Origin of the sequence: Neisseria gonorrhoeae (assembly GCF_013030075.1) — a bacterium.
In the GTDB taxonomy this organism is placed as follows: Bacteria; Pseudomonadota; Gammaproteobacteria; order Burkholderiales; family Neisseriaceae; genus Neisseria; species Neisseria gonorrhoeae.
Window position 1 is genome coordinate 1,128,120 of sequence record NZ_AP023069.1, and the last position, 26,294, is coordinate 1,154,413.

Consider the following 26,294-nt stretch of genomic DNA (forward strand, 5'->3'; position numbering starts at 1 on the left):
TCAAAAACTCAAGAATTTAAAAACTTCTCAACCTGCTCTTCCGTCATGGAAGCCAGTTTTTCCGCCAGCGCGTTGCCGCTCAAATAATCCGGCGGGCCGTCCGAAGCCGTATGGTCGCGCCCCGCCGGAATATCCGACAGCGTATTGGGCGTATTCTTCCCGGCAGGCGGCTTTTCGGCGGGCTTTTCCGGTTCGGCGGCGGATTTTGCCGCCTTAAACATATCGAACGCCCCGATGACCTCGGCGGCAGTCCCGTCCTTAAGCGCGTCATTAAACGCCTTGCGGACAAGCGGGTTCTGCCCGGCCAGCCACTCCTCCAGCTCGCGGCTTTCCACAATCGAATCCGCATCGGGGTGCGCCGTATAGATTTCGCGGTAATGCGCCTTTGCCGCCTCCTGCCGCTTCATGTCCGCCTCATAACCCGCCAGCTTCTCCTGAATCAGCTTTTCCACGCCCTTTTTCACATCCTCGTCGGAAAAATCCCCGAACAACGAATTATCGGAACCGTCAGCCGTTTCCACTCCGGGTTTTTCCGCCCCCTTCTCAAGCTGGGCAATGCGCTCCCTCAAGGCTTGGGCTTCGGCTTTCGCCGACTTTTCCGCCTCGCGCGCCTCTACCAGCTTTTCATAAGGGATAGTGTGTTTGCCGTCCTTGGCACGGATGACCTTGTCCGCACGCCGTCCGCCGCGCCGATACCCGCGCCGACCACCGCGCCCGTACTGCCGACCACCAGCGATTCCGCCCACTTCTTACCCTCCAAACCGTCTTGGATATCGGGGAAAACCAACTGGTCCAAACCCAAACGCCCCGACACGTCCAGCGGCGTCAGGCGGCTGAAGCCCTTGGCCAACACCTCGCCCGCCTTATCCCCGAAAGTGTCCGCCAACATATTGCGCAACGCCGCTTCCGCATCCCACGGGTCATCGTCGTCACTGCCCAACATCGAAGCCACCGCAAGCAGCGTCGACACAAACGGCAGCCCCAAGATGCCCGAAGCCATCGCATGCGAGACCAACAGCCCCGCCAGCGTCTTACGCGCCTCCTTATCCCCCTTAAACGCAAGGTACGCATTGCGCCCCAGCGCATACAGGATATTCTGCGAATACTGCTTGAACAGGAAGACCACCTTCGCCGCATTGCCCATCATAAAGCGCGGACGGTTTTGCGCCGCATAGTCAAAATGCCCGTCGTACGTCGCCTTTTTCGCCTGTTCGAAAGCCGCCTCACTGTCCGCCCCCGCCCGTTTCGCCAAACGGTAGGCCGCGACAAACGTAACCTGGCGGTTAAACTTCTCCGCATGATGGAACAGCCAGGCCGCCTTATCCATCACCTTCTGCCAAGCCGACCCCGCCAACCCCGGGTCGCCGTTGGCCACCCCCGCCAAATCATGCGCCTGCGACAAATCGATCACACCGTAATCCGCCGCCTTTCGGAACGCCGCCTTCTCATCCCCGTTCAAACTGTCCTCAATCGTATTGAACTTCTCCCCGAACCTCAGCCCGATCTGTTTTGAAGCCCGCAGCAATTCCCGCGCCGCACCGGCATAACCCCACTTCGCCGCCATCACCGGATAAGCCACCATTGCCGTCTGCGACAGGTTCACAACCGCAGAAGCGGGCGACATCCCCATCATCCACAAAAAGCCGAAGCCCGTCAAAGCCTGCGCCAGCTTGGAAGGATTCGGATTCATCACCGCCTCGTGGCGTTTCCTCATCTCATCCGCCACACGCTGCAACTGACGCTGGTCGAAACCCTCCTCATATTTGCGCCCGTCCACAAAATCCTGCATCACATCCAACTGTTCCGCCATACGGTCCGCATAGCGCAACTTCGCCAGATAATTCGCACCGCTGCCCATATTCTGCGCATATGCGCGCCTCGCATCATCGCTGAAGCCCGGCACGCCCTTGCGGTGGATGCCGTGTTTCGCCCAAGACGTATCGGGCAGGGAGTTCAAATAAAGCTGCGTCAGCGTATCGTTCAATCGGGCCCGTTGCGCCGGATCCAAATCCATCCTGCCGACAGCCTCGCCCAGCTCCTTCATAAATCCGCTGCCGACCGCATCGCGGCTTCGGATATAATCCCGGGACTTCATCACGGGCGAAACCTTAAACCCCGGCCCGAAATCAGCCTTCAGCGCATCGCGCAGCTTCTCCGCCTCGCTCAAAGTTTCCGCGCGGGACACATTCGCACTATTCCCGTCCGCATCCTTGACCACCACCAGATAATCGCCGAAACGCGCCAAAGGGAAATACACACCGCCCAGCTCGTTGTCAAAACGCTCCTTCAGGCGGCGCACCGTTTCCGCATCCTGCCCCGCACGCGCCAACCGTTCGGCAAGCGCATCGCGCACCTGCCCGAAATGCGCCCTATAATCATCCCGCGCCTTGCGGTACACCCTCTGCGCCGCATCAGGCAGCCCGGCAAAACGGCGGTTCAGCAAAGCAAGCCCCTCCAAAGCCTTTTGCGCCCCAACCTCATCCTTTTCCAAACGCTTCACATCCGCGCGCGCCTGCTCCAACATCCGTACCGCATCCGTTTTAGCCCGGCTTTCCGCCGCCGCATCCGCCCCGGCGCGCCTCAACGCCCGCTTCGCCTCCGAATCCGCATAAAACAGACGGCGCAGGCGCATATCCGCCTCATCCGCCAAAATTTCCCGACCGTGTTTTTCCTGCGCCTTCTCCAGCGCATAAGCCGCCTTATCCGCCGCCCGTTGCGCCTTATTGTAAGCAGCATCCGCACGCGCGGTACGCGCACCGGCGGAAGCAACGGCCGCCCGCGCCTTCGCGATTTTACCGTCCGCAATATCCAAAGCCGTCCGGATGCCGTCCAAACGCCCCCGGGCATCCTTTCGCATCAGCGGGTCGGCATCCACCTTCGCCAGCGTCGCATCGTGCATCAGATCCGCAAGCGCTTTCGCATCCTCCTCCTTCAACCTGCCCCATTCCCTGACAACCTTGTCCGCCTCCGTAACCGCCTTGTTCGCATCCGCGCCGAAGAGTTCCGACAAACGCCCGTATTCCTTCAGGCCGTCCAAAACGCCGCCGTAAATGTCCTCGATCTGCCGCCTGCCCAAAAACTGGAGCTGAATCCCCTTGGAAGCATCCCAGCGGTCTTTCAGCGCGTTTCTCAAATCGGATTTTTTACCCGTTATACGGCTGATTGCGGCCCCGATGTTCGCCGCACGGGAAAAACGCACCGCCTCCGTGTCAAAATCGGCAATGCCGCCCTTGCCCGCATCTTTGTCTTGCAAAATCTGCAACAGGCGTTTATCATCAATGCCCGATAAAGGCGATTTGCTTTCAGAGGCTCCCGTAGTTGATACGCGGTCAAGTAATGAAAGCAAGTTGCCTTTTTCTATTTTCGTCAGCTTATGGTCGTAATAGCGGTTACCGTTCCTGCTAACCGCGACGGCAGCCCTTACCGTGTAATCCGCACCGCCGACATTCAGTCCCGAAACATAATATTCATAACCCTGAATATCGCCGTTCTTAGCCAAATCCTCGTTCGGCAGCGTATCGATATACACCGCATTCTCAATAATCTGCGGAATTGCCGCGATACTCTGCAAATGTTCCGCGTCCTTATAGTCGTGACGCAATATTTCAGTGATGCCCGAACGTCCCAAACTGATTTCACGCCCCGTGTCCTTATTCACATAAGGCCCGCGCAAAGATTTGCCGTATTCCAGCGCATTGCGCTTATATTCGCGCAAATTGCCGCCTTCCGGAACCTCCCTGCCCGAGATACGGATGGTTTCCGCACGGCGCAGCTTCTCAAGGCTTTCCGACTTGGAACGTTCCGCCGCACCGTCTTCAGCCCGCGCGAACATCACTGCACGATGATTGCCGTCCCAAGGCGCATCCCGCGCCCCTTCCACATTCCCGTGCAAATCCGCCAGCATCGCAAACACATCCGCGTCCGACATCGCACCGCCGGCCTTGCCCGCCAGGCGTTGCAGCACACGGCGCAACAGGGCGCCGATACGCGCCAACACGCCCGCAATGCCGCGTTTCAAACCGTTGCCGACCTTCACGCCGTAACGGTTTTCAATGCCCGCCCAACCGCCGGTACGCTGCGCCGCATAAAGCTCCGCGACCGCCTCTTCCACCGCGGCGGAGCGCACCGAGGCCGCCGCATCGCCCGTGCCTTCGCGCCCTTCCTGCACCGCGTCCGCAATGCGCCGTATCAGGCCGTTGCCGTCCGCACGTTCCAATTCTTCACGGTACTTGGCGAAACCATCCGCCGCAAAGCCCCTGTGCCCCAGCTCGTGCCACGCCGCCCATACCGCGCGTTCGGGCGTAAGGTTTTCCGCCACCAGCGTGATTTTGCCCGTCCTGCCGTCAAACCAGCCCTCCACACGCTGCGACAACAGCATCTGCGCCTTGTCCGGCGCCGTTTCGGACACGGCGGCGACATCCACCCGTTCCGCCAGTCCGCCTATGCTTTCGGCGAGGCGTTTTTTGATATTTTCGGCGTGCTCGCGCAATGCCTTAAAACCTTGCGGCGCCTGACGCTCTTTCACCGTATAAACAGGCCCTCCCTGCAACACACGCGCCTTGCGCCGTGCCTCTTCCGGATTGTCCGAAGCCGTTTTCGCAAACGTTTCAGGCTTGGCAGCCTTATCCGAAGACGGCTTTTCGGTTGCCGCGCCTTGTGCGGCGGCCGACTTGCCCTTTCCGCCATCGAAGTGGGATTTTCCCGATTCGATATTTCGCACCTTATCCGAAGACGGCTTTTCGGTTGCCGCATTTTTTGCAGCAGCCGCCTTGCCCGCAACAGGCGTATCTTTTGCCCGGGCAGGCTGCGCCCTGCCCGCCGGTTTGCCGTCGGCGGCGGCATCGCGCGGCCGCGCCATCACCCTGGCCGGCGCCCTTGCTTCCTGCGTCGGACGATAATCCCGGCCCGGCTCGGACGGCACGGCTTCCGACAAACCGCCCGCCCGCAAGGTTTCCGCCTCCCGCCCCTTCAAATAACGGCGGCCGTCGGAGACAAGGCCGTCAGAGTTGGAAGGACCGGCCATATCGGCAAACTCCTCCGGCATCCCGCCTTTGCCCGGCCTGCCCGGCACGCCCGCAAGCGCATCAATATGCCTGCGGTCCGTATGCTCGAAACGGTATTCGCCGCCCCCCAAAGGCACACCCGCCTTTTCCGGCCTGCGCCTGTCCGCCGCCGCATCCGCCATCCGTTTCTTAGGCGATACCCTGCCCGCCGAAGCCGCAACCTGCGGATTCAATACCGGCAACACCGTATCGGGGCGTTTGCCCGCAACAGGCGCACGTTTCCCGCCGTCCGTCCCGGCAAGGTTTTCAGACGCGGACAGGCCGGGCGCGGCACCTTCCGCGCGCGCCCGAACCTGTAAGTTTTGCCGACGGGCCGGCGCATTGCCGGACGCAACGGCGGCGGACCCTGGCAAACCCTGCAAGGCAGCCGCATTTGCATCCGCCCCCGCATCAGGGGTCAAACCCCTGCCGCCTTGGGTCAAACCCTGCCGCACATCCTGCCGCACATCCTGCGCCAAACCCTTATCTTCCGTGGGTAAAGCCCGGGTCAAACCCCTGCCGCCGCCGACAACGGCCTCAGACGCGCCGTCATCCGGCAACGCCGTCCGAACCCCCTGCAAACGCTCCCCCTCGCGGCTCAACAGCGGCACGCTCCAACCGTTGTTGCGGCGGTAACCGTAAACCGCACGGTTAAGCCTGTCCAACACATCCGCCGATTCCGGATGTTCCGCACGGTAAGCGCGTACAGCCCCGGCCGATTCCGCCAAACCCTCAGGATAATGTCCGCGCATATCCGCCATACCCGCCTCCCGGCGCATAATCCCGTCCGCCGTATAGTCCGCCACCGTCTGCGCATGACGGCGCACCCCTTCCGGCAGCGCGTCAAACCGCCTGCGCGATTCCTTATCCAACGCATCGGCAGGGACGGAAAACCCTTTTTTAGGAACAGGCACGGCATCCGCCATACGCACGGGCGGCGGCAGGTAACCCTGTTTGGCTTCGGAAGCCGCCTGATAATCCGCCTCAATCCGCGCGTGATACGCCTGCTCGATTTTTCGGCGCACAGGCGCGGCGATTTGCCCGAAATCCGCAACACCCTTAATATCAAGGCCCGCCTCCTTCGCCAAAGCCTTGCGCCCGCGCGTATCCAAGCCGTCGAAATATTGGCCCGCAGGCAGCGGCGAGACCCGCGCAATCCCGCCCGAAGCAGCGGCGGCAGAACCGCCCGGCGCAACCGAAGCCGCACCGCGCGGCGCACCGCCGGGGCGCACATTGCCGTAAGCGGACGGAACACCGCCCCTGTCCGCATCCGCCGACCGTCCGGACGGCGCATCATCCGCAACCGACCGGGCTTCCATATCGTCAGACACCGCAGACGGCACAGCCGCGCCCGAATCCGCCGCCAAAGCAGCGGCCGCAGAAACCGCACCGTCATCCGGATCAATCCCCACCGCCTCCGACGGCTTGGCCCGGTATTTAGCCGCCATGTCCGCATACTGACGCGCCAAACCGTCCGGCATCACGCCCGTATCCAAAAATTCCGCCCCGTCCTCCGACGGGATACCCGAAACATCCGGCTGTTTTTCCGTCCCGCGCGCCAATTCCTCCGCGTGCGGCGTATTGCCGTCGGCAGGGCCGCTGAAAAACCGCCCCGCCTCCTCCTGCTTCGTACGGTCCGCAAACTGCCGCAAAGCCGGATGCGACTGATCGTGATGCGCCGTATCAAAACCCGCGCCGCCCTGTTCCGCGCCGCCGTCCGCAGCCGCCTGTGCCGCCGTCCGCAGCCGCCTGTGCCGCCGCACGCAACGCCTGCGCCCCTTCCGGGGCCGGCCTGCCCGCCTTCCTGTTGCCCCCGATACCCCCCTGCGCACCCGCCTTCCGTCCGGCCGGCGGCCTGAGCGGGTCAGTTACCGCCGCATAAGCCTTCGTTCCGGCAAACCCCACCGCAGAATGCCCCAAAGAAGAGAAAGCCTCCAAAGCCGCCCCCTTCTCGTCCCATTCCCCGTTTGCCAGCCCCGTACCCAAATACTCGCCCGCAAACTCACCGGCCGATTCCGTCGCATAAGCCGCCGCGTGCCGTGCCGCACCGCCCAAACCGCCCTTGGCAGACTCCTTCGCCAGCGCCGCAAATTCAGGCGTTCCCTTAGCCGCCGCAACCGCCGCCTTATCCGCCGCCGCAACACCCATTTTCTCCAATGCGGCTTTCCCGGCGGCCTTCTTGCCCATATTCAAAATACTGCCGCCAAGTTTCATCGCCGCCATATCCGCCGCGCCGACCACCGCGCCCTTGACCGCCGCATTTTTCAACGCACCCGGCGCACCTCGGCCGATAAACGCCATCACCGCATCCTTGTCCGCAGGGTCGACGCCCGCCGCCTCTGCCGCCCTGTCCAGCTGCCCGCCGTATTCCATCAGCGTATTGCCCAAGGTCGCGCCCGCATAGGCGCCGACAGCCGCGTTACCGCCCGCCAAAGCGCCCAATATGCCGCCGGCGGTTGTCGTAGCAATAGGGACAAGCGCATTGGGCGCCTGCTCCAGCACCGCGCCCCCCATCTCGCCCACATCTTCCAAGGCGCCGTCCAAACCCTTCTCGCGCCAGTCCTTCTTAAGCTCCCCCCACACATTCGACAGGCCGCCGCCGACACCCCCGCCCTTTTCCCAAGCCTCGCCCAGCTCCCTGCGCGCTTGGGATTTGCGCCCCTCCTGAATCTTCCGATAATCCATATCCTCGGCCTTGAGCCGGCCCAGTTCCTCTTTGTCGCCCGTAAGGGCATTCCACCCCATACGCGCCGAACGCATAGAATTTTTAAACCCGCGCGTCAACGCCGTATCGTCGGCGGCCGCCCGCGCATCCTTTTGCGTAAAGCCGCGGTACTCCTTCAAACCCCCGGCAAGCCGCCCGTGTTCCAACGGATCGTATCTGACCAAATCACTCATTGCTCAACCCTCTTCTCACCCTTCTCATTCTCATAAATGATTTTACCGCCGGCCGTTTTCTGACCGTTCGGCTTAAAGCCCAACTGCGCATAACGCTTCTCGCGCTCTCCCGCAAACTCCACATCCAAAGGCTTGCCCGTCCGCAAATCGACAATCCCCTCGCGCTTCGCCGTCAAGCCCGTATCCGGGTCGGCAACCTCATAACTGATAGTCTTGAACACATTCGGGTCAAAGCCCTTCTCCCCTTGCCGCTCAAACTTCCCGTTAAGCGCATCAATCTGCCGCGCAATCTCCCCGCGCTGCCCGTCCGACTTCGCAAAACCATAAGCCCGCGTCAAATCGGCGATGCGCTTCCTATCCTCAAGCTCCAGCGCATCCGCCTCACGCTTCATCTCAAACCCCTGCCGCTTCATCCCCAGCTCGGCCTGCTGCACATCAAACGCCCTGTCCGCATTCCTCTGCGCCATCTCGCGGTTCAACGCACCCTCGTTCGCCTTAACCGCCGCATCAAACCGCCCCTCCTGCAACACCGCCTCACGGTTCGCCGCATTCTCCGCCGCAGCCGCCGCCAGCCTTTCCCTGCCCAATTCCCTGACCGCCGCATTTTTATTATGTTCCGCCACAATCCCGCGCGCCGCATTAAGCTGCGCCGCCGTCAACTGACCGTTCAAGGCCCCCGCATGAGGCGTAGTCGCCCTCCTGTAAAGCTCCCGCTCCTCAGGCGACAGCGCATCCGGCCCGGCAGACACCAAAGGACGCTGCGCGTCAAAATCACGCACCGGTTTGCCGTCCCGATACACATTCCCGTCAAATCCCAAAGGCGGCGGCGTCCGTCCGCCCGCATCCGTCGGGCGCGTATCGCGCCGCGCGAAATCCGCCCCGGCCCGCGCATCGGGGGAAAGCGCCTTATCGCCGCCCGAAAACCCCAAACCGGCATCCGCACCCCGTTCGAAAGCACCCGCCCGGCGCAACCGCCGCGCCCCATCCTCAATATTGTTACGGCTCAAATCCATCACATTCCGATAACGCGCCGGCCCGGCCTCATAATTCGCAACGGTACGCCGCACCGCATCGGCACGGTGCGCCTGTGCCGCCGCCCGCTCCCGCTCCTCCGCCCCCTTCCGGGCCTTCTCTTTTTTCTCCTTTTCCTTCATCTCCCAAAAATCCCCGGCAGACGGCTCAAACAAACCCATCGCAAACCCTCCGAACAAATAAAGCCCAAAATAAGCAAAAACCCAAACCCAATCAAACGCCTAAAGTTAAGAACAAACAAAAATCGCAACCACAAACCAATTAATAAACAACAAGTTACACAAAAAAACACACCGACGGGCCATTTCCGGGGGCAAATAAAAACCGCCTTCGTGCAAGGCGGTTGCAAAAAAGCCTTTCATTTAACGAAAGGCTTTTTGCCGCCCGCGTACCGCGTTCAGAGGTTGTCCGACACCGTCGGCGTTTCCATGCCTGTTTGGGCGTGATTCGCACTCTTTGGCGGCACGGCCGTCATCGGGCCGGTATCCGCGCCGTAGGCTTCAGGGATGCCTTCGGGCGGTATTTGCGTTTCAGGCGGCATGGCGGGGACGGGGAAGCCGGGATCGTCGCCCCGCGCCGGCCTGACATATCCCGCGCCCTGCATGACCGCGTCGGCAACGGGGGCGATTTGCGGCATGGCGGCTATCTGCCCGCCCGCCTGCATGGCCGCATAAGCCGCCTGCACGCCGATTTGTACCGCCCGCGCTTCGATTTCCTTGATTTCGCTCGCGGTACGTTGTTCCTTGAGCGCCAATTCCCGCCGTTTGATGTCGTTGCCGGATTTTGCCAATGCGTCCTGCACCGCCTGCGCGATACGCGCCTCGATTTGTTCGGGCGTTTCCTGCACTCGGACTTCTTTGATTTTTTCAATCACTTTGTCTTTAAACGGGATGTCCATCAGGGACACCATAAACGGCAGCACCGCCGCCTGATATTCGGGCGGCAGGGATTTGACCGCCTCGCTCATCGCACCCAGCTGCTGGCTGCGGTAGGAGTTGGTGCTGGGCACGTCTTCCAAAGCCACTTTCAGCCGTATGTTTTGCAGGTCGTTGGACAAATAAGCCTTGCCGGTTACGGGGTCGGTTTCAGGCCTGTTGATGACGACCGTCCGCCCTTGCGTGATTGCGTCCCCTTCTATGACGACGGTTTGCTCGTCCGAGCCCAAATCCTCGATAATCATCGCAAGCAGCAACTCGCCGACCAATGAGCGGCTCTGGCGGAAGTTGTCCATAACCAGCCCCAGCGACTGGTTGGACTGCTCGACTTGGATGCTTTCCTGCCTGCCGCTGGTGGCGTTGCCCCGGTTGCCCATAAATGACGGGGTAATCCCGCTGATTTGCCGTATGGTCGCGCGGCTGTCTTGAAGCATCTGCCAATGCTGTGCCGACAATTCGAAATCGCGGCTGACGTCGAAACGCGCGCCCGGCTGGGCGGCCTCTATTTTGTTCAGCACGATGTCCGCGTCCACCCGTGCGATATTGCGGCGGAACTGTTCGTCCGACATATCGACTATGCCTTTGGTGCGTACCGTGCGTATTGCCGACAAACCCCATCGTAATTTGCTGTTGGTGCTGTTGAGGTTGTCCTGCGCGTATTTCATATTGCGGACATATCCGTAGGGGATGCCGGTGTTGTCCTCGCGGAATCCGAAAAACGGGACGTAAGGGAACTTTTGATGCGGATACGGGGTCGGCTCGTCGCGGACGACCAAATCCCCCACGACAAAGGCGCGGCGCATACGCGGGACGGAAGCGGCAAACAATACCGCGCCGTTTGCCGCCATCTCCCGATGGTTTGGGTTTGCGCCGTCAAACTCCACCGTGCGCCCTGTTTTTTTGTCGCGCAGGCAGTCTGCCGTTACCCACCGCCTGTACCATACTTCCGCCACCGCCAGTTCGCGCGTGGTTTCATTGAACCAAAACTCTTCGCTGACGGTGTTGCGCCCCGAAATACCCCAAGCGTCCGCCAGTCCGGTATTGCCGCCGCCGTCAAGCATTTCCCCGCTGATGCGCCAGTCCGAACCGCCGCGCCCCATCGCTTTGAAGTGTCCGGCATATTCAGGGAAGAATTGCGCCAGGCGTTCCGGCAGCAGCCAGCGGCGGCGTATCAGCCAGCGGGCATCGGACAGGTCGTATTTGTAAGATTTCATATCCCAATGGATGGCGTTGCGGTGGATGACGCCGCACTCATAAGGAAACTCGAAAGGGTTGGGGTTGCGTGTAACCTCCACCCAGCCGATGCCGCAGGCTATCTGCCCCCTGAACGCGTCCGAACAAGCCTTGTCGGCACGGCTTTGCCGTTCCGCGCGGTTGAGTTTGAAGTTCAATGCGTCCGCCACGTCCCGCCCGCCGGTTTCGCCGTCCGCCGTCACGCGCCAGTCCGTCCGTATCGTCGCCTCATATCCCTGTACCGACAGCAGGGTCGGGGTAATCAGGTTTTCAACGGCGGGGGGCAGGCCCAACTCGCGCTGTTTCTGTAAAAGCTCGTTGTCAAGCTGCCTGCCGTCGGCGTAGTCCATTTCCTTGTCGGCAACGGCACGCCATGCAGGTTGGTTCATCATTTCACCGACAAACAGCCGGTATTCCCCGATAGTCAGCGGTTCGCCGTTTTTATCGGGCAATACGCCTGTTTCCGGTACGTCCGTCCCCATCAATAAAGCCTCCAATCCGAAACGGGCGTTTCCGTGTATCCCGTATTGCTGCCTGTATCCATTAAATCAACCGCCTGCGCCAGGTAGCGGAACATATCCGCGCCGTGCGAATATTCGTCGTGCAGCGGCCCCATTGCCACGCCTGTTTTCGCATGTATTTGGCGGCCGTACCGTTTCAGGCATTCCAAAAGCCGCGCTGTTTTGTCTTTATCGAAGTACACTTTGGGAAACAGCATCCGCGCCGCCCTGATGCCTTCTTCGATACCGGTCGCGTTTTGCACGAAAACCGACTTGCGCCCCAGTCCGGTCAAAATCTCCATCGTACTTTTGCCTGTTTGGAAGTTGCGCGTCCTGCCGTCGTGCGGCAGGAAGTCCGTCCCCCACCGGTAGGGCAGCTTTTCCAATTCGGCAACATACCAGTCCAACGTCCGGTGCGTGTCTTCGATGTAGCCGATGATGCGCACGCTCATCAAATCGCGCTGCACCAGCCCGATGGTCATGGCATCGTTCCAGCCCAAATCCCAAACCGTATGCACGGGCAAAGAAGAATCATAAGGGACGAGTGTAACGCGTCCGGAATGAAAAGCGTCCTGTATTTCATGCCGGTAAACCGCCCCCTCCGATACCATGCGCGGCCTGCCTTCCCAAATATTCCCGTAGTCCTCTTTATTCATCGAACGCTGTGCTTTGAGCCGCTCCCGGTTCAATGCTTCGGGAAACCACGGATTGTCGCGCCAGTTGATTTCGCACAACCAAGTGTCTTCGGACGGCATAGCGATAAAACGCCGGTAGGTTTCGTCCGTCTCCATATCGGGATTGAGGGTAATCCAAATTTCCGAACCTTCTTTGCGTATGGTCGGCGTGAGCACGTCCCAGCTTTTTTTACTGACGCCGTGCCCTTCCTCAACCCATACGATGTCGATACCTTCAAACGATTTGATGCTGTCCACGGTATGCGACTGCAGGCCCGAAAACACGAACAGCGTGCCGTTTGCGCCGCGTATCTCGAAGTCGGTTATTTCGTAGAAATGCCCCAAACCCAACTGCGCCACTTTGTCTTTCAACAGGCGGTGTACGGTATCGCGCATCGATTTTTGAATTTCGCGCACGCATAAAATACGCAAAGGGCGTTGCGCCCCCAGCGCCAGCAGTGCGGATGCCGCGCCGTGCGATTTGCCGCCGCCGCGCCCGCCGTACATAACCTTGTACCGGCAAGGCTTGAACAGCCCGTCCAGTTTTGCGGGCAATTTCAAATCAACCGTCTTTCCCGTCATCTTCAGGCCCTACAAATTCGATACGGATGCCCGCCGTCTTGGCGGATTCCGAAATCTTCGATTCCGCGGTATCCATACCGTATGATTTACGCTCGATTTCCACCAAAACCTTAAACCCCGCCGCCACCGTTTGGAACATACGCGCCTTTGTGAATGTGTCCTCCGGGCTTCCGTACAATTCCGCGACAATCTGCTCCGCGCTTTTGGACAGGTTTTCCGCCAAATTCCGATGCCTGCGCTGTACGGCGGCAACCCGTTTCGCTTCCGCGTCCGTTACTTGTTTAAGGTTGAAATCCGCATAATCCGGCGCATTGCCGTTTTTGTCCGCGGACAGCACCATCGCCCGCGCCTTTGCCTGTACCTCGTCATTCAAATCGCGCGTCCACACGCGTTCTTTGGCAACCCTGCCGACGTGTTGCGCCGAAACATTGTATTTGCGGCCGATTTCGGCAATGCTCAAAACCCCGCGCCGGTAATCCAGCTCGACTTTGCGCCAATCTTCATCTGACAATCTCGGCATTAAAGGTCCAACCTCCCGTTTTTGGCGGAACATTCCAGATAATTCCGCAATACTGAAAACTCGCGCCCCATCTGAATACTGGAAAACTGCTGCCCGAACCCCGACATCAAAGCCCCCAACGAGCGCATTTCCTGCGGGTTGAGGTGCAATACCGTATCGCCTATTTCCAATACGCCCATCCCCGAATCCAATACCGATACGCTGACGGGGCGCGTCTCGCCAAACCCTATGGCGGGCTTGAAAATCCCCCTTGTCACGCGGTAGATTTTGCCGTGCTCGACCAGCAGCTTGGTAAATTTAGTGATTTCCGACATTTTCAGGCCTGTCGTTTCCGCCAAAGCCTCGCGGCTGACCACCTGCTCCGCGTTGTGCAAATCCACAACCCCCTGGTACACCTTGTCAATATCCGACAATCCCGACATCAAATCAAACTCCTAAACATCCCAAACGATTCCAAACTCCGCCGCCGCCCGCGATTGCAGGCGGTTACACTACAAAGCCAAAATCTTTAGATGCTGCCTCTCTCGCTTTCACTGCATCTTCAATATGTTCAAATAAACCTAATATTTTATTTTTTCTATTAACCATAATCCTAGCTTGCCATTTCTTAGACGGCTTATGGAAATAAACCCCAGTATGCCCGCTAGTATTATTTTTAAACTTCCCTCTATTTTTCATATTTTCAGCATGTGTAACATCTCTCAAATTAGATATTCTATTATCTGTCTTATCCCTATTGATATGGTCTATTGAAGAAGCGTGTTTCCCATAAACAAAAAGCCAAATTAATCTATGTGCATTATATTGTTTCTTAAATATTTTTAACTTCAAATACCCCAACCTGCCTTTGTATAAGAAAACCTCCTTGCCGGAAAATCCGGTATTCCAAGATTTGTAATGCAAACCGCTATTGAAATACTTTCTTGGACGCTCCGCCCAATATAACTTTCCCGTATTGTCATCATATCTTAATAATTCTTTTAAAACCTCTTGTGTTAATCCCATAAAACACCATGCTCCATAGATGCCCAAGATATAATCTTTTCTTGATATTCAGACATTTCCCGAACTGATAATTTTGTCGTTGATATACCCATTAATTGCCCGTTAGGCATTTCAATACATCCAATAAATTTTCTTTTTAAAAATTCATGCCATACATCTTGACTAAACCTTCTCCCATCGATAAAAACTTTTTCTGAAATTTCACGATACAAAAACCATAGCCGCCTGTTCTGCTCGACGCTCCGTTTTGACTTGCGCGGGCGGATTGTGATTTCAAGGTTGCCGTTTTCAAACCACCCGTCCGGGCTGTCCCAAATCGACCGCATAACCTGCTTTTTGTTTTGGGGCGTCAGTGTAAATTCCGCCCCGTTCATTTCAGACGGCCTTTCACGCCGACAACCCCCAATGCTTCAAGGCGGCGTATCGTGCGCAATTGCGAACGGCGCATATAAAACTCTTTGTCTTCGCGGCTTAGGCCTGCGCCCCTGCCGTCGATCGCGCCGCGGCGGCAACCGCACCCGAAACCCGCGCCCAAACCGCCGCTTTTCAATCCCGCCCCGTGCGTCTCGCCCGGGAAACGGCACAACACGACCGTTTCAGGGTTGTCATTGCACACGCCCGCGATGTTCGGCGTGCATTGCCCGCCTTTGGCGGCTTTGCGTATCGCGCTAGACATCCCAACCCTCCTGTCCGATGAAATCCCAACCCTCGTCTGCCGCATCCGTCTGTTCCATCTCCAACTCCCCCACCTCCACCGCCAAACCGCCGCCTGCGACCGGCTCGTCGGCGTAATCGGCGGCAATGCGCCGCACCTGCCTGTCGTTGTGATAGGCAACGCCTTGAAGCGCGTCCAGCGCAACCTTCAGGGCGTTGTCCAAATCGATCACCGTCTTGTTTGCGCCGCCGTCTTTGTTCGCTTTGGGTATCAGCCGCACATATACGGCAACCGCGCCTTCGGACGGCATCGCGCCCGCTTCTTGCGCGATACGGCGGACGACGGACTTATACGCCGCCGCCTCCGCGCTCCTGACCGCCCTGTTGCGCCAAATCCGCCAATATCGGTTTGCCGATACGGGGTAAGGCAGGATAAGGCGTATCACGCGCATTCCCCTGCCGGTTGCGTCCACAGGCCGGCGCCCAATATCGGGCAGGCGGCGTGCGCGGCGCGGATGTATCCGTGCAGCCTTGCCGCCGTCATCGCGCCGGCTCCCGCCGCCGCGCGTTTTTCCGCGCGCTTTTGCCGGACTGCCTTGTTGCGGCAGGTTTTGCACGATTTGTAATAATAGACCCCCCCTTCCTTGCGCGGGACGGCATTAAACCCTTTCTCCAACGGCTTGGTCCCGCCGCAGGCCTTGCAGGTGCGCATTTCTTCCGCCATTTTGATTTTTCCTTTTGTTTTTATGTGTTTAATATCCGAAGCCGTCGAAGTCGTCTTCGCCTTTGCCGTCGCGCTTGCGGCGCAAAACCGCGTCGGCGGCTTCCACCAAAAGCCATACCGCCAACGTCGCCGCCCCGGCAAACGACAGCGCGGTGATGATGCTTAACAGGGTATCCATTGTTTTATTTCCTTTCGGTCGGTTTTATGGGTCGGGGTCGGATTCCCGCCGCCTCCGTCATTCCCTCGCAGGCGGGAATCCGGACCTTGGAACAACAGCAATATTCAAAGATTATCTGAAAGTCCGGGATTCCGGATTCCCGCTTTCGCGGGAATCACGGCGGTCGGGTTGGCGGGTCAAATGCCTCCGCCCGCCGTTTCAGGCGGCATCGGGCTTTCAGGGTGCGGGGCCCGCCCCGCTTCAGGCGGCATTTTTTCCAACAAATCTTCGACACAGGCGGCCGCCCACGCAAAATTGTCTTCGCCGTCGCGGATGTAATAAGCGGCGGAGATGACGGCAAGCAGCGCGGCCTCCGTGCCGCCGTCGAACCCGCAATCTTTCAGACCGGCGTACATTTTTTCATAGCGGCGGCATTTGAGTTTCTTGAACTTCGGCGCGTCGGCGCGTTGGCGTTCCAAGTACCGCAGGGCTTTTTCCAAGTCTTCGCGCCCGCCTTTTTCCTTGTGCCGCCAGATGTATTTGAAGGCGTTGCCGAGGTTGAAGTTGAGGTATTGCGCAAACCCGACGCACTCGAAGGCGCGGTTTTTGTAATAGCCCGGGTTGGTATTGCCGCCTTGTTGCGGCGCGGCTTCCGTCCGGACGGTTTCGGTTTGCGTGTTTCGGACCGTCATTCCGTATTTCCTTTCAAATTTGCGTTTTAACGCGTTTTTTAAATCTCGGGTAGGCTGGGGTATTCCCCAAGCGTTTTACCCGCCTTCCCGCTCAAATTCGGCGCATTGCGGGGGGGGGATATTCCCCAAGCACCGCCGTCCTTTTTGCGACTGCCGCCCCCGATGCCGTCTGAAACGCCCCGGCGGCGCACGGATTGGTTCGCGGGTAGTACGTCGCTTTTTCCTCCGCATTCCGCGCCTTCGCGCATTTCGCAAAACCGCGCACCGGCGTGCCGGTGTTGGTTTTGAAGTCGGCATGGTTGCAATAGAAACAGGTTTCACGCACGGTAGCTCTCCCAGTCGAACGGAATCAGCTTGCCGCCGCCGTCCCGCAGCCTGTCCCTGATCCGCGCGTCGGTGTTTTCGCGGAAGGCTTCCGCCGTCAGGTTGGTCAGCACCAGCATCGGCATCAGCCGCTCGTACCGGGCGTTGACGACGGAAAACAAAATCCGCCCGTCCGTTTCCGACAGACTGCCCGCGCCGAACTCGTCCAGCACCAGCAAATCGGGCTTCACGAAAACCCCGACCGCCCCCGCCTCGCCGCCGCCGCCGCCGAAACTGTCCTTGACCGTCCGCAGCATATCGCCCACCGTGATGACCAGCGCGCTTTTGCCGGCGGCGATGACTTCGCGGGCGATGCCGCAGGCAAGGTGGTTTTTGCCCGTGCCCCTCCTGCCCGAAAAAATCATGCTCCGCCCCGTCTGCAACACATCGGCGAAGTTTGCCGCATACTCGGCGGCGGCCGCCTTCGCCCTCGCCATCCCCGGGATCGAATCGCTGACGGCGTAGTTTTCAATCCGGCAGTTTCTGAACCGCGGGGCGATGCCCGAACGCCCGATGCGTTTTTCCAGCGCGTCGCGCATCGCCTCGCGGCGCAGCGTTTCCGCGTATGCCGCCATTTCGTCCGCCGCCTCCAGCTTCCGGCAGGCCGGGCAGCCCGTCCACACGCCGCGCAAAACGCTTTTCGCCGCGTATCCGCCGTGTTCCGCGCATTGCCGCCGTTCGGTCTGCACACTGCAGAAAGCCCTCAAAAAATCAGACGCGCCCTTCAAAGCCATACCAAGCCCCCTCAAAAATCCGTCGTCGGCATATCGCCGTAGCTTCCCGCATCCGGCACGGCGGCGGTTTGGTTGTGCGTCGGGCCGCCGCGGTTTCCGGACCTGCCGAAAGTTTTGTTTTGCAGCCAGTCGGCGCGGAAGCTGCCCCAGCCGCTGGCGATGGCGTACTCCGCCGCCTGCAGCGCCGTCATCCCGCATTTCTCCGCATCGGCGGCAATCAGGCGCATTGCCGTTTCCGTCAGCGGCTGCCGTTTTGCCTTGCGGACTTGCAGGAAGTCCGCCGCCACCTGCCCCGTGATGCCGTAGTCGGCAAGCAGCGAAAGCTCGGTTTCGTGCCTGCCGGTTTTTTTCGCCTTCGCCGCCGGTGCGGTTTCGGGAGGCGCCGTTTGCGGTTTCGCAGGGTGCGGTCCGGCAGGGGCGCGCGCGCCGCGCGCATTTGATCCTGACGGTTCTACTGACGGTTCTACTGACGGTTCTACATATAAGGAACCGTCAAAATCTGACGGTTCGCCGCTCAAAATCTGATGGTTCTTAGCGCAAAATCTGATGGTTCTTAGCGCAAAATCTGATGGTTCATCGCTCAAAATCTGATGGTTCTTAGCGTCAAAATCCGAAGGTTCAAAATCCGAAGGTTCAAAATCCGACGGTTCAAAATCCGACGGTTCAAAATCCGACGGTTCGTAATCCAATGGTTCTTCCCACATTTTTGCCTGCCGCGCCGCCTTCCGTTTTGCCGCCTCCGCATAGCATTTTTCAAGCAGGGCGACGTTGATGCGGTAGATGTCGGACTTCCTCTCCCGCCCCCTCTGCCGCCGGGCGGACTTGATGAAATTGTTATCCTTCAGCCACTTGATATGCTGCCGTACGGCGGTTTCGGCGAAGCCCGTATCTTCCGCCAGCGTTTCTTGCGACGGATAACACAAGCCCTCGTCGTTGGCGCAGTCGCACAACTTCACCAAAACAAAACGCTGCCCCCTCGGGATACCCGTTTTGAAAGCCATCCCCATCAGCCTCGCACTCATACTTCCGCTCCGTTTTTGACAATCGAATAATGCGTAACAGGCTTCCCGCGGCCGCCCGCCTTCATGCGCGGCTTGGCAAACACGAAGCCCCTGCCTTCCAAGTCGGTTATCCGTGCCGCAAGCTGCGTCACCTTCAGGTTCTGATAAGCCTCAAGGGATGTGATGCATCCCTTGTTACGGATGTAATCGACAATTTGTTTGCATTGCGTTTGTTTTTGATTCATAATCGCCTTTCGCCGTTACCTGAACCGCTTCCCTGCAATTCAGGGGGGATTACCCGCCCCGTGCGGGTTTTTCTTTATCGGCCGCCCGTCTGTCCGGGCGGTCAGCCGTCTTTCCGATTTGCCGTCACCCCGTTACAACCGAGTTTCCACACAACGGCCGACGGAGTAAAAAAATGCCGTCCGACTTATCCTTCATACTCGCCAAAGAGCTTATCCGCAGCGGTTCTATCCGCTTAAGCGGCAGTACGGCCAAAGGACAAGCCGGAGAATTGGCGGTATTCATCCGAACACTTCATCAAAAACCCGAAGAATCGGAGCCAAATACCGATGACGAATATTTAATCGGGCTGCTTTCCAAGTAATTCAAAGCCGTCTTTCAAACCCGGCGCGATTCTGTAAACCTCATCGCAGCCTTTGGCGGCGGCTTTCAGCATCGCCTTTTTAATCAGCCGTCTGTCTTTCTTCGACAGGCGGTTTCTGTCCTGCTTCTTCATTTTTTTCCTTTCCGGTAAATTGCGGATGACTTCCGCTTCAATTCGGTTATATCAATTAACATCTGACCCGACGGGCTTTTTATTTGGGACAAACCCTGAACTCCGAAATTAATTCAGAAATAGAAACCTTATTTTTTGTCAACAACATAACGTCTTTATAAAGACGCTTTGGCGTTACTGCCCGTCCGTTTTCTATCTGCCATAGAAAAGACAGGGATAAGCCAAGTTTTTTAGCGTATTCCGTTTTTGCACCACGCTGTTCTGACAGCGTTTTAATAAATTCTGAATGAGTCATTCTGTAGTTTCACCGTAAATATTTAATGAGTTTAGCAAATATTAAACGCATAGGCAAGAAAATTTAATATTTGTTTGTTTAGCAGAAACTAAATAAAATTGAATCCCAATCTGAATGGAGCGCGAAAATGACTAATAGAGATCTGAAGGCCATCCGTATCGATAATTTAAAAAGATTCTTTGAAAATAAAAAGTTGCCGGTTAAAGACAAAAGCCTTTTATCTCAATTGATGAGCGGTAAAGCATCTTTTGGCGAAAAGGTAAGCAGACGGCTTGAAGAAGAATATGGGATGGGCAGTCTGTACTTGGATTCCGTTCCGAGCGAACCAACGCCCGTCCTCATCAACCCCGACCTGCCGCACGAAGTCAAAGACATCCACCGCCCGATGATGTGGAGCAGTAACGACCCGCTGCCCGACGATGATTATGTTTTCGTCCCCTACCTCAAAGAGAGCTGCTTCAAAGGCGGGGCGGGCGCGTATGAAATCCCCGACTACAACGGCTACCGCCTGCCGTTCGGCAAATCAACGTTAAGGCGCAAAGGCATCAACCCCGACAACGTCTTCTGCTGCACCCTGACCGGCGACAGCATGGAGGAAAAAATCGCAGAAGACGCGGCAATCGCCGTAGATACGGGCGAAACCGCCATACGCGACGGCAAAATATACGCCTTTGCCCAAGACGGCATGTTCCGCGTCAAATACCTGATACGGCAGCCCGGCAACAGCGTGCTGATACGCAGCCACAACAGCGGCTTCTATCCCGACGAAACCGCCCCTTTGGACAGCCTGTCCGTTATCGGCAGGGTATTTTGGTGGAGCGTGTTGGATTGATGCCGTCTGAAACGGCAGGGCAAGTATTTTTCAAATATATCCGCCCGATATGCCGACGGCGCGGACAGCCTGCCGATACCGGATAATTTGCACAAATTATTTCTTGAAATAATGGGCCGGCGGCCTTAATATACAGAAAAATAACAACGGAAACAGAAAATGCTGAACGCGTACGACGTGGCAGATTTCTTCCTTTCCCCTTTTGAAGAAGAGGACGGGGAGCAAATCTCCAATCTCAAACTTCAAAAACTCCTGTATTACGCACAAGGCTACGCCCTTGCCATACTTAACCGCCCCCTGTTTGCCGAAAATATCGAACACTGGCAGCACGGTCCGGTAGTCCCCTGCATTTACCGCACCTACAAAAAATACGGCGGCAGCCCATTGCCTGCGGCCCATATCGAACCGGACAAATATGCGGACGAAGAGTTGGTTGTCCTCAACCGTGTCCGTAAAGAGCAGGGCTGCTACACCGCTTGGGCATTACGCAATAAAACCCATCAGGAAGCGCCGTGGATACAGACCCGGCAGGGCGAAGTCATAGGGATTGCGCTGATGGGGGAATATTTCCGCCATGCGCTGCCGCAGACGGATTACAATTTCAATCTTGAAAAACTCAAAACAGCCGTTGAAGACAGCTTTGTCAGCGTCCCGCATTTCAACGGCGCCGACGACTTGGAAAAATGGTTGGAGCAGTAAATGCAGGTGCTGCTTGGCGAAGACTTCAAAAGAGCGTTGAAAAACTACCCCAAAGAAGACCGCAGAAAAATTGCGGAATTTATCGCACACGTCCAACAGAACGGCTTATCAGGGTTACCCGGCAGGAACAAATCCAGCGACAACGTACCGGCAGACGATCCTCAATGGCTGGAAAAAGTCCGATTTGCCCAACGGCACAACCTTTGGCACTATCACATCGGCATTCCCAAATACAACGGCGGCAGGTATGGCGATTTGACATCCGCCTATATCCTTCACTATACCCTTTGCGACGGCTTTATCAAAATCATCGGTTTTGACAGACACCCGCCTTTTATCCTGCCCGATATTCCCAAATAACCTTGTCTTACCCCCCTTAAGACAGCCCCTCGAGATACCGCCTGCAAATCTTTGCCAAAGCCTGTACGCGGCTGCCCCCGGCTTTTTCCACGGCGGCAAGGATAAGCTCCACGTCTTCGGCACGCCCCTGCACTGAAAACTGCCGGTATTCGCCGCTTGCCAGTTTTGCCTTTGTCGCCGCCGCCGCCGTTGCCGCGCGCAATTTTTTAGAATGCCCGCTGTTGGAATTTGCCATTTTTAAATCCTTATAGTAGAGTATGGGAAAGATAAGAGGAAGGGCAGCCTCCTTAACTGCCCTGCAAATGGTTAATCGTTAATCACTTGTTTTGTATTTCCCTACCACGCTGGGGAGCTTGCAAGGAAATACAAAATCACACAGATTAGGATTTTCTTAATCACATTGCCTCCTTTCTCTTTCAGGTTGCCCCGTATCGGCTGATACGGGGTTTCTTCATTTCCTAATCTATGAGTTTATTATATCATATGATATAATAAACGCAAGTATCGAAATACCCTACACGCGCAGAGGGCATTCTTTCCTAAACAACCGCCTTAATAGGCGGTTTTTTTGCGCCTGCGAAATCTCAAAAATAAATTCTTTTAATAATCAAAATGTTCAGTATTTATTAAATAATCACTAAACATTTTACTTGACTAGATGTTAAGTGTTTACTAAACTACACCCATCGAAACAAACAACAACTTGAAGGAAACGAGATGAACGAATTAATCAGCAGAATAAATCGGTTTGGCGCGAGGGCAAAGGACGGGCAAAGCCTTTTATTGAAAGTTGGTGAAATCTGCCGCGACGCAGCAGCGACATGGACCACTAGAAAAAGCGAAAGCCTCAATCACACTGCCTTCACTTTTACAGTGAAAAAAGACGGCTTAAAAGAGAAGGTAATGATTGTTTTGTAAAGAAACCAACCCCACCCCGAAAGGAAACAAAAATGGAAGCAAATAAATTTGAAGTGAAAAGTTTGTCAGACCTTATAAAAGTCTTTGCAGGCATTGCTGCCGATTTCGAAGCGGCAATGGGTGTAAAACGCGCCGACATTTCAACCGAATTTGACGAACCGCAACATGAGCCGCAACCGCCGGTAACAGTTGCCGAGCAAAAAGGTATCAACGACTTTGCCATCGGCAAGGAAGTCATCATCCGCACTTATTCGGCAGGCGTTTGGTTTGGTGTGTTGAAACAAAAAGCAGGCAATGAAGTGATTCTGACAAAAGCGCGCCGAATGTACAGCTGGTGGGCAAAGGAATCAATCAGCCTGTCAGGTGTCGCACGACACGGCATCAGGCAAGACGGCAGCCAAATTTGCGGCGAGCTTGATTCCGTATGGCTCGAGGCGATTGAGATTATCCCAGTAACAGGCGGCGCGGCTGAATCAATCCGCACCGCGCTGGAGGTCGACCAGTCATGAGTTATCTAGATCAACCATTGAAGCACGGCGACGGCAACGGCAACGGTAGCGGCAACGGTAGCGGCTATGGCAACGGCTACGGCAACGGCTACAGCAACGGCTACGGCGGCGTCGACGGCGGCGGCAGCGGCAGCGGCTACGGCAACGGCAAGGGCTACGGCAACGGCAGCGGCAACGGCGACGGCGACGGCAACGGCAACGGTAGCGGCAACGGTAGCGGCTATGGCAACGGCTACGGCAACGGCTACAGCAACGGCAGCGGCAACGGCTAAACCTTAAAACCGCCCGAAGCTATATCTGCCAAGCCGGGGATAGCACAAAGCGATGAAGTATCGAACTTCAAAGCGGGGCAACGGCACGGCGAAACAGTGAATGCTGCGGGCGGTTTTCTCAAACGGAAAGGACGAAGGCGGTGAAATATTACGGCACGGCGGCTTACGGCAGCCCCGATTGGGGGATGGAAAGATATTACGCGCGGGAGGATATGCGGCAGGCTTTGGACGGTTGGGAGGCGGAAAACCGAATCCTGCACGAATCCGGGTTGATTGAGATTGCCAAAAAATCGGCGCGGGAGTTTGTCCGCGATGCGGACGGCGAACCTTATACGCAGGAGGATTGGGAAACGTACCTTACGGAAGATGCTTCCCGTGTCGGTAAAGATACCGAAGCCGCGATGAACTACGCCATAGACGAGCGGGAATGGTTCGCGCTGGCGGAGAACATCGGCAGGCTGGCAAATTCATAGCGGGCATAGGAATGCCGCGCCGTCAGCCGGGGAGTGGGCGCGGCGGCGGTTTTTGTAGATTTTAGCCGCAGATAACCCCGACGGCGCACGGTCCGTACCATCCTTAGCGGACGCGGTGCGCAATTAAAACCTTTTAAATTAAGGAAATAGAAATGAAGACAAGGAATATTGCGTTTAAGTTCGCGGTATTGGCGGCGGTATTGGCGGCGGGCTATGCCTTCGGATTCGCCAAGGGAGGCGGAAGCCGTACGGCAAAGGGAAAACCCGCCGGTATTGCGGCAATGCGTATGGCGTTGGCTCAAAAGCAGGCGGAAGTTGCGGAATTGAGCGCCGAGATCTGGCTGGAAGAGCGGCACCTGAATGCCGATGAAGAAGAAGCCGGTTGCCGGCGGGTGCACGGCGATGCGGAAGTGCCGGGGGGTAAAGAATGAGCTTCCATCCCGAAACCGCTTACACCGGCGGCGGAGAAACAGAGCCGTACGGACCAAGCCCCGAAGAAATCAAATACCGGCAAAGCCCGGAAACCGCCGAAACACGGCGGATGACCGAAAAACAGGCAGAAGGCCACATTAAAAGCATTATCAGGTAACGCCGCCGCGCAAGGCATAAAACAGCGCGAGACCGATAGACGAAACGACCTTTAACAGGAGACCGAAAATGTCATTGATTTTAAGTGTGAAAGACGAAAGCAATTTCAAACCATGCCCGGCAGGCAGCCATCACGCCACCTGCATCCGCATCATCGATTTGGGTACGCAGCTCGTCGAGTACCAAAACGAACAAAAGCGGCAGCACAAGATTTTAGTGCAGTGGGAAATCGACCCGGAAGGCGATCCGGAAATGCTGATGCCGGACGGCAGGCCCTACCTCATCAGCCGCCGGTACACCGCCAGCCTGCACAGCAAAAGCCAACTGGCAACAGACCTCAAAAGCTGGCGCGGAAGGGACTTTACACCGGAAGAACGCGACAACTTCGATTTGCGCAATATTTTGGGCAAGCCCTGCCTGTTGAGTATCGCCCACCAAGAAAGCAGCGACGGCAAAACCACCTATGCCAACATTTCCGCCATCAGCAACAAGATGAAGAGCTACACCCCGAAACAGCCGGACAACGCCGTTTTTGCCTTCGACCTGTCAGACCCCGATTGGGCGAATTACGGCCTCCTGAACGAGAAACTGAGGGAGCAGATTGCCAAAAGCCCGGAATATGCCGAAGCCGTAAACGGCCGCCAACCGCCGGCGCCGCCGCAGAAACAGGCCCAAGCGGCGGAAGGGCAGACGGAACACCCCCAAGGCAATGCCGCGCCTGCCGAAGACATCGAGGACGACATCCCTTTTAATTAAGCCCGCCGTCAGGGCGTAAAACCGGACGGAAAACCGCAAACAAACGCCGCGCCCTGCGGGCGGGCCCCGCACTCTGAAGCAGTAGTCGATTTTTAGTTTGCAACTGCTTCGGACGGCAACAGAGAAAGGAAACAAAAAAATGGCAAACATCGACCTGACCCAATGGGACGGGAAAACCATTGGCGCCGCCGCCAATCCCGAACAGGGATACATCAACATCACCATCGGCAGCGACGACCTATTCATCAACATCGAACAGGCATACGCCATACACGCCGCGCTTGGCGAAGCGGTTGCCGAATATGAGGGAGGGGCACAATGACCGCCCTCACACTCTACCGGTGCGCGGCAGACGTACAGGCGGCGCTTGATTACTACTTCGACAGCGAAACCGAGCGCGAAGACACGCTGGAAGCCGTTATCGGGCAGTTCGAGGTCAAAGCGCAATCCGTTATCGCTTATATTAAAAACCAAGAAATCACGGAAAAAATGCTTGAAGAGCATATCGGGCGGATGACCGGGAAGCTCAAGGCGGCAAAAGCGCGGAATCAAAGCCTGAAAGACTACTTGGCGCGCAATATGCAGGCGGCGGGCATTACCGAAATCAAAGCGGACGACGGCACTTTTAAAGCCTCGTTCCGCAAATCCGAAGCCGTCGTGATCTTAGACGAAGCACAAATCCCCGCCGAATTTATGCGTGAGGCCGTCAAAACCGAACCGGACAAAACCGCCATCAGAAAAGCGATTGAAAGCGGTCGGCAAGTAGCAGGCGCGAAGATTGAAGGGCGGAAGAATTTGCAGATTAGATAAACCGTAGAAGATGTTGACGACAGCATCCCATTTTGAGTTAAGGAGCAAAAAATGAGCTATTTGGAAGATGTAAAAAACGCATTAAGGGTAATAGATAACTTATGCAAAGAAGCATTAAAAGAGCCTGAATCGTTAGAGGGTTATATAGACGAAATTAGGGATAAAGCAGACGAAGCGGATACCTCTTTGGAATTTCTAAAGGATGTAATAAATTATGGTATTAGCGATTTAAAAAATGTAATTGAGGTGTTTGAAGATTGCGTTTGATATTAATGGAACAAGACATGAACTATCAAT

34 protein-coding genes and 1 pseudogene are annotated in these 26,294 nt (G+C 56.9%); 14 read left to right on the forward strand and 21 right to left on the reverse strand.

Features of this window, described 5'->3' with window-relative positions:
• Positions 1–8 precede the first annotated feature (8 nt).
• The 18 genes and pseudogenes from HT085_RS12325 to HT085_RS05980 all read right to left on the reverse strand — a co-directional run bounded on the left by HT085_RS12325 (position 9) and on the right by HT085_RS05980 (position 18,991).
• Complete coding sequence (locus tag HT085_RS12325) at positions 9–746, reverse strand: hypothetical protein (RefSeq protein ID WP_003690932.1); 738 nt, start codon at positions 744–746, stop codon at positions 9–11.
• Positions 671–7,940 (reverse strand): annotated as a pseudogene (locus HT085_RS12180) (PLxRFG domain-containing protein); the annotation flags it as partial. The pseudogene HT085_RS12180 and the gene HT085_RS12325, both read right to left, overlap by 76 nt.
• A complete protein-coding gene (locus HT085_RS05905; protein ID WP_003690925.1) occupies positions 7,937–9,133 on the reverse strand; it encodes a hypothetical protein in 1,197 nt (398 codons plus the stop codon). The gene HT085_RS05905 and the pseudogene HT085_RS12180, both read right to left, overlap by 4 nt.
• A gap of 236 nt (positions 9,134–9,369) precedes the next feature.
• A complete protein-coding gene (locus HT085_RS05910; RefSeq protein ID WP_225577699.1) occupies positions 9,370–11,637 on the reverse strand; it encodes a portal protein in 2,268 nt (755 codons plus the stop codon).
• A complete protein-coding gene (locus HT085_RS05915) occupies positions 11,622–12,896 on the reverse strand; it encodes a PBSX family phage terminase large subunit (protein WP_014580143.1) in 1,275 nt (424 codons plus the stop codon). The genes HT085_RS05910 and HT085_RS05915 overlap by 16 nt, the downstream gene beginning before the upstream one ends.
• The gene (locus tag HT085_RS11800) at positions 12,877–13,416 is read right to left on the reverse strand and encodes a hypothetical protein (RefSeq protein ID WP_003690920.1); all 540 of its coding nucleotides are present in this window, start codon (positions 13,414–13,416) and stop codon (positions 12,877–12,879) included. Before HT085_RS11800 ends, HT085_RS05915 begins: the two co-directional genes overlap by 20 nt.
• Positions 13,416–13,838 carry a hypothetical protein gene (locus tag HT085_RS05930; RefSeq protein WP_003690919.1) on the reverse strand — a complete coding sequence of 141 codons (423 nt, stop codon included), beginning with the start codon at positions 13,836–13,838 and terminating at the stop codon, positions 13,416–13,418. The genes HT085_RS11800 and HT085_RS05930 overlap by 1 nt, the downstream gene beginning before the upstream one ends.
• A gap of 64 nt (positions 13,839–13,902) precedes the next feature.
• The gene (locus tag HT085_RS05935; protein WP_003687984.1) at positions 13,903–14,421 is read right to left on the reverse strand and encodes an HNH endonuclease; all 519 of its coding nucleotides are present in this window, start codon (positions 14,419–14,421) and stop codon (positions 13,903–13,905) included.
• On the reverse strand, positions 14,412–14,795 hold the full coding sequence (locus tag HT085_RS05940; RefSeq protein ID WP_003690918.1) for a recombination protein NinB: 384 nt from the start codon (positions 14,793–14,795) through the stop codon (positions 14,412–14,414). The genes HT085_RS05935 and HT085_RS05940 overlap by 10 nt, the downstream gene beginning before the upstream one ends.
• On the reverse strand, positions 14,792–15,097 hold the full coding sequence (locus HT085_RS05945) for a nuclease domain-containing protein (RefSeq protein ID WP_003687981.1): 306 nt from the start codon (positions 15,095–15,097) through the stop codon (positions 14,792–14,794). The genes HT085_RS05940 and HT085_RS05945 overlap by 4 nt, the downstream gene beginning before the upstream one ends.
• The gene (locus tag HT085_RS05950; protein ID WP_017147288.1) at positions 15,090–15,527 is read right to left on the reverse strand and encodes a RusA family crossover junction endodeoxyribonuclease; all 438 of its coding nucleotides are present in this window, start codon (positions 15,525–15,527) and stop codon (positions 15,090–15,092) included. Before HT085_RS05950 ends, HT085_RS05945 begins: the two co-directional genes overlap by 8 nt.
• Positions 15,518–15,799, reverse strand: a complete 282-nt coding sequence (locus HT085_RS11805) for a hypothetical protein (protein WP_003689109.1) — start codon at positions 15,797–15,799, stop codon at positions 15,518–15,520. Before HT085_RS11805 ends, HT085_RS05950 begins: the two co-directional genes overlap by 10 nt.
• Before the next feature lie 28 nt (positions 15,800–15,827).
• The gene (locus tag HT085_RS05955) at positions 15,828–15,977 is read right to left on the reverse strand and encodes a hypothetical protein (RefSeq protein ID WP_003689110.1); all 150 of its coding nucleotides are present in this window, start codon (positions 15,975–15,977) and stop codon (positions 15,828–15,830) included.
• A 176-nt stretch (positions 15,978–16,153) separates the two neighbouring features.
• On the reverse strand, positions 16,154–16,648 hold the full coding sequence (locus HT085_RS05960) for a DUF3310 domain-containing protein (RefSeq protein ID WP_003691434.1): 495 nt from the start codon (positions 16,646–16,648) through the stop codon (positions 16,154–16,156).
• A 38-nt stretch (positions 16,649–16,686) separates the two neighbouring features.
• Positions 16,687–16,953 carry a hypothetical protein gene (locus tag HT085_RS05965; protein WP_172763933.1) on the reverse strand — a complete coding sequence of 89 codons (267 nt, stop codon included), beginning with the start codon at positions 16,951–16,953 and terminating at the stop codon, positions 16,687–16,689.
• A 12-nt stretch (positions 16,954–16,965) separates the two neighbouring features.
• A complete protein-coding gene (locus HT085_RS05970; RefSeq protein ID WP_025455804.1) occupies positions 16,966–17,745 on the reverse strand; it encodes an ATP-binding protein in 780 nt (259 codons plus the stop codon).
• Positions 17,746–17,756: 11 nt separating this feature from the next.
• Positions 17,757–18,767, reverse strand: coding sequence for a helix-turn-helix domain-containing protein (locus HT085_RS05975; protein WP_014580341.1), 1,011 nt, complete (start codon positions 18,765–18,767; stop codon positions 17,757–17,759).
• On the reverse strand, positions 18,764–18,991 hold the full coding sequence (locus tag HT085_RS05980; protein ID WP_003691442.1) for a helix-turn-helix domain-containing protein: 228 nt from the start codon (positions 18,989–18,991) through the stop codon (positions 18,764–18,766). Before HT085_RS05980 ends, HT085_RS05975 begins: the two co-directional genes overlap by 4 nt.
• A gap of 173 nt (positions 18,992–19,164) precedes the next feature.
• On the opposite strand from HT085_RS05980, the gene HT085_RS05985 reads away from it, so the two are divergent.
• Complete coding sequence (locus tag HT085_RS05985; RefSeq protein WP_003691445.1) at positions 19,165–19,353, forward strand: hypothetical protein; 189 nt, start codon at positions 19,165–19,167, stop codon at positions 19,351–19,353.
• On the opposite strand, the gene HT085_RS05990 is transcribed toward HT085_RS05985, so the two are convergent.
• Together HT085_RS05990 and HT085_RS05995 are read right to left on the reverse strand one after the other, a co-directional pair.
• Positions 19,330–19,485: a hypothetical protein gene (locus HT085_RS05990; RefSeq protein WP_003691446.1), complete on the reverse strand. Its 156-nt coding sequence runs from the start codon at positions 19,483–19,485 to the stop codon at positions 19,330–19,332. The genes HT085_RS05985 and HT085_RS05990 overlap by 24 nt on opposite strands.
• Positions 19,486–19,564: 79 nt before the next feature.
• The gene (locus HT085_RS05995; RefSeq protein WP_223169978.1) at positions 19,565–19,780 is read right to left on the reverse strand and encodes a helix-turn-helix domain-containing protein; all 216 of its coding nucleotides are present in this window, start codon (positions 19,778–19,780) and stop codon (positions 19,565–19,567) included.
• Between the two features lie 127 nt (positions 19,781–19,907).
• On the opposite strand from HT085_RS05995, the gene HT085_RS06000 reads away from it, so the two are divergent.
• The 3 genes from HT085_RS06000 to HT085_RS06010 all read left to right on the forward strand — a co-directional run bounded on the left by HT085_RS06000 (position 19,908) and on the right by HT085_RS06010 (position 21,671).
• Positions 19,908–20,612: a S24 family peptidase gene (locus HT085_RS06000; protein WP_003702453.1), complete on the forward strand. Its 705-nt coding sequence runs from the start codon at positions 19,908–19,910 to the stop codon at positions 20,610–20,612.
• Positions 20,613–20,771: 159 nt separating this feature from the next.
• Positions 20,772–21,311: a Panacea domain-containing protein gene (locus HT085_RS06005; protein ID WP_003695998.1), complete on the forward strand. Its 540-nt coding sequence runs from the start codon at positions 20,772–20,774 to the stop codon at positions 21,309–21,311.
• Positions 21,312–21,671: a hypothetical protein gene (locus HT085_RS06010; protein ID WP_003691733.1), complete on the forward strand. Its 360-nt coding sequence runs from the start codon at positions 21,312–21,314 to the stop codon at positions 21,669–21,671.
• A 16-nt stretch (positions 21,672–21,687) separates the two neighbouring features.
• Here HT085_RS06010 and HT085_RS06015 read toward each other — a convergent pair whose 3' ends face one another.
• Positions 21,688–21,906 (reverse strand): hypothetical protein, encoded by a 219-nt coding sequence (locus HT085_RS06015; protein WP_003691731.1) that lies wholly within the window; start codon positions 21,904–21,906, stop codon positions 21,688–21,690.
• 482 nt (positions 21,907–22,388) lie between these two features.
• Between HT085_RS06015 and HT085_RS06020 the strand changes: the two genes are divergently transcribed.
• The 10 genes from HT085_RS06020 (at position 22,389) to HT085_RS06065 (ending at position 26,264) form a co-directional block, all read left to right on the forward strand.
• Positions 22,389–22,589, forward strand: coding sequence for a hypothetical protein (locus HT085_RS06020; RefSeq protein WP_047919800.1), 201 nt, complete (start codon positions 22,389–22,391; stop codon positions 22,587–22,589).
• A gap of 32 nt (positions 22,590–22,621) precedes the next feature.
• Positions 22,622–23,098, forward strand: coding sequence for a DUF6948 domain-containing protein (locus HT085_RS06025; protein ID WP_003691526.1), 477 nt, complete (start codon positions 22,622–22,624; stop codon positions 23,096–23,098).
• Positions 23,095–23,370 carry a hypothetical protein gene (locus HT085_RS06030; protein ID WP_172765675.1) on the forward strand — a complete coding sequence of 92 codons (276 nt, stop codon included), beginning with the start codon at positions 23,095–23,097 and terminating at the stop codon, positions 23,368–23,370. The genes HT085_RS06025 and HT085_RS06030 overlap by 4 nt, the downstream gene beginning before the upstream one ends.
• A 140-nt stretch (positions 23,371–23,510) precedes the next feature.
• Entirely contained in the window at positions 23,511–23,843 is a 333-nt protein-coding gene (locus HT085_RS06035) for a hypothetical protein (RefSeq protein WP_003691528.1), read from the forward strand.
• Between the two features lie 152 nt (positions 23,844–23,995).
• Entirely contained in the window at positions 23,996–24,274 is a 279-nt protein-coding gene (locus HT085_RS06040) for an NGO1622 family putative holin (protein ID WP_003691529.1), read from the forward strand.
• Positions 24,271–24,432, forward strand: coding sequence for a hypothetical protein (locus tag HT085_RS06045; protein WP_003691530.1), 162 nt, complete (start codon positions 24,271–24,273; stop codon positions 24,430–24,432). The genes HT085_RS06040 and HT085_RS06045 overlap by 4 nt, the downstream gene beginning before the upstream one ends.
• A gap of 68 nt (positions 24,433–24,500) precedes the next feature.
• Positions 24,501–25,187: a phage replication initiation protein, NGO0469 family gene (locus HT085_RS06050; protein ID WP_003691532.1), complete on the forward strand. Its 687-nt coding sequence runs from the start codon at positions 24,501–24,503 to the stop codon at positions 25,185–25,187.
• Positions 25,188–25,326: 139 nt separating this feature from the next.
• Positions 25,327–25,509, forward strand: coding sequence for a hypothetical protein (locus HT085_RS06055; protein WP_003691535.1), 183 nt, complete (start codon positions 25,327–25,329; stop codon positions 25,507–25,509).
• Positions 25,506–25,997 (forward strand): siphovirus Gp157 family protein, encoded by a 492-nt coding sequence (locus HT085_RS06060; RefSeq protein WP_003691537.1) that lies wholly within the window; start codon positions 25,506–25,508, stop codon positions 25,995–25,997. The genes HT085_RS06055 and HT085_RS06060 overlap by 4 nt, the downstream gene beginning before the upstream one ends.
• Positions 25,998–26,048: 51 nt before the next feature.
• Positions 26,049–26,264: a hypothetical protein gene (locus HT085_RS06065; RefSeq protein WP_003691538.1), complete on the forward strand. Its 216-nt coding sequence runs from the start codon at positions 26,049–26,051 to the stop codon at positions 26,262–26,264.
• Positions 26,265–26,294 lie beyond the last annotated feature (30 nt).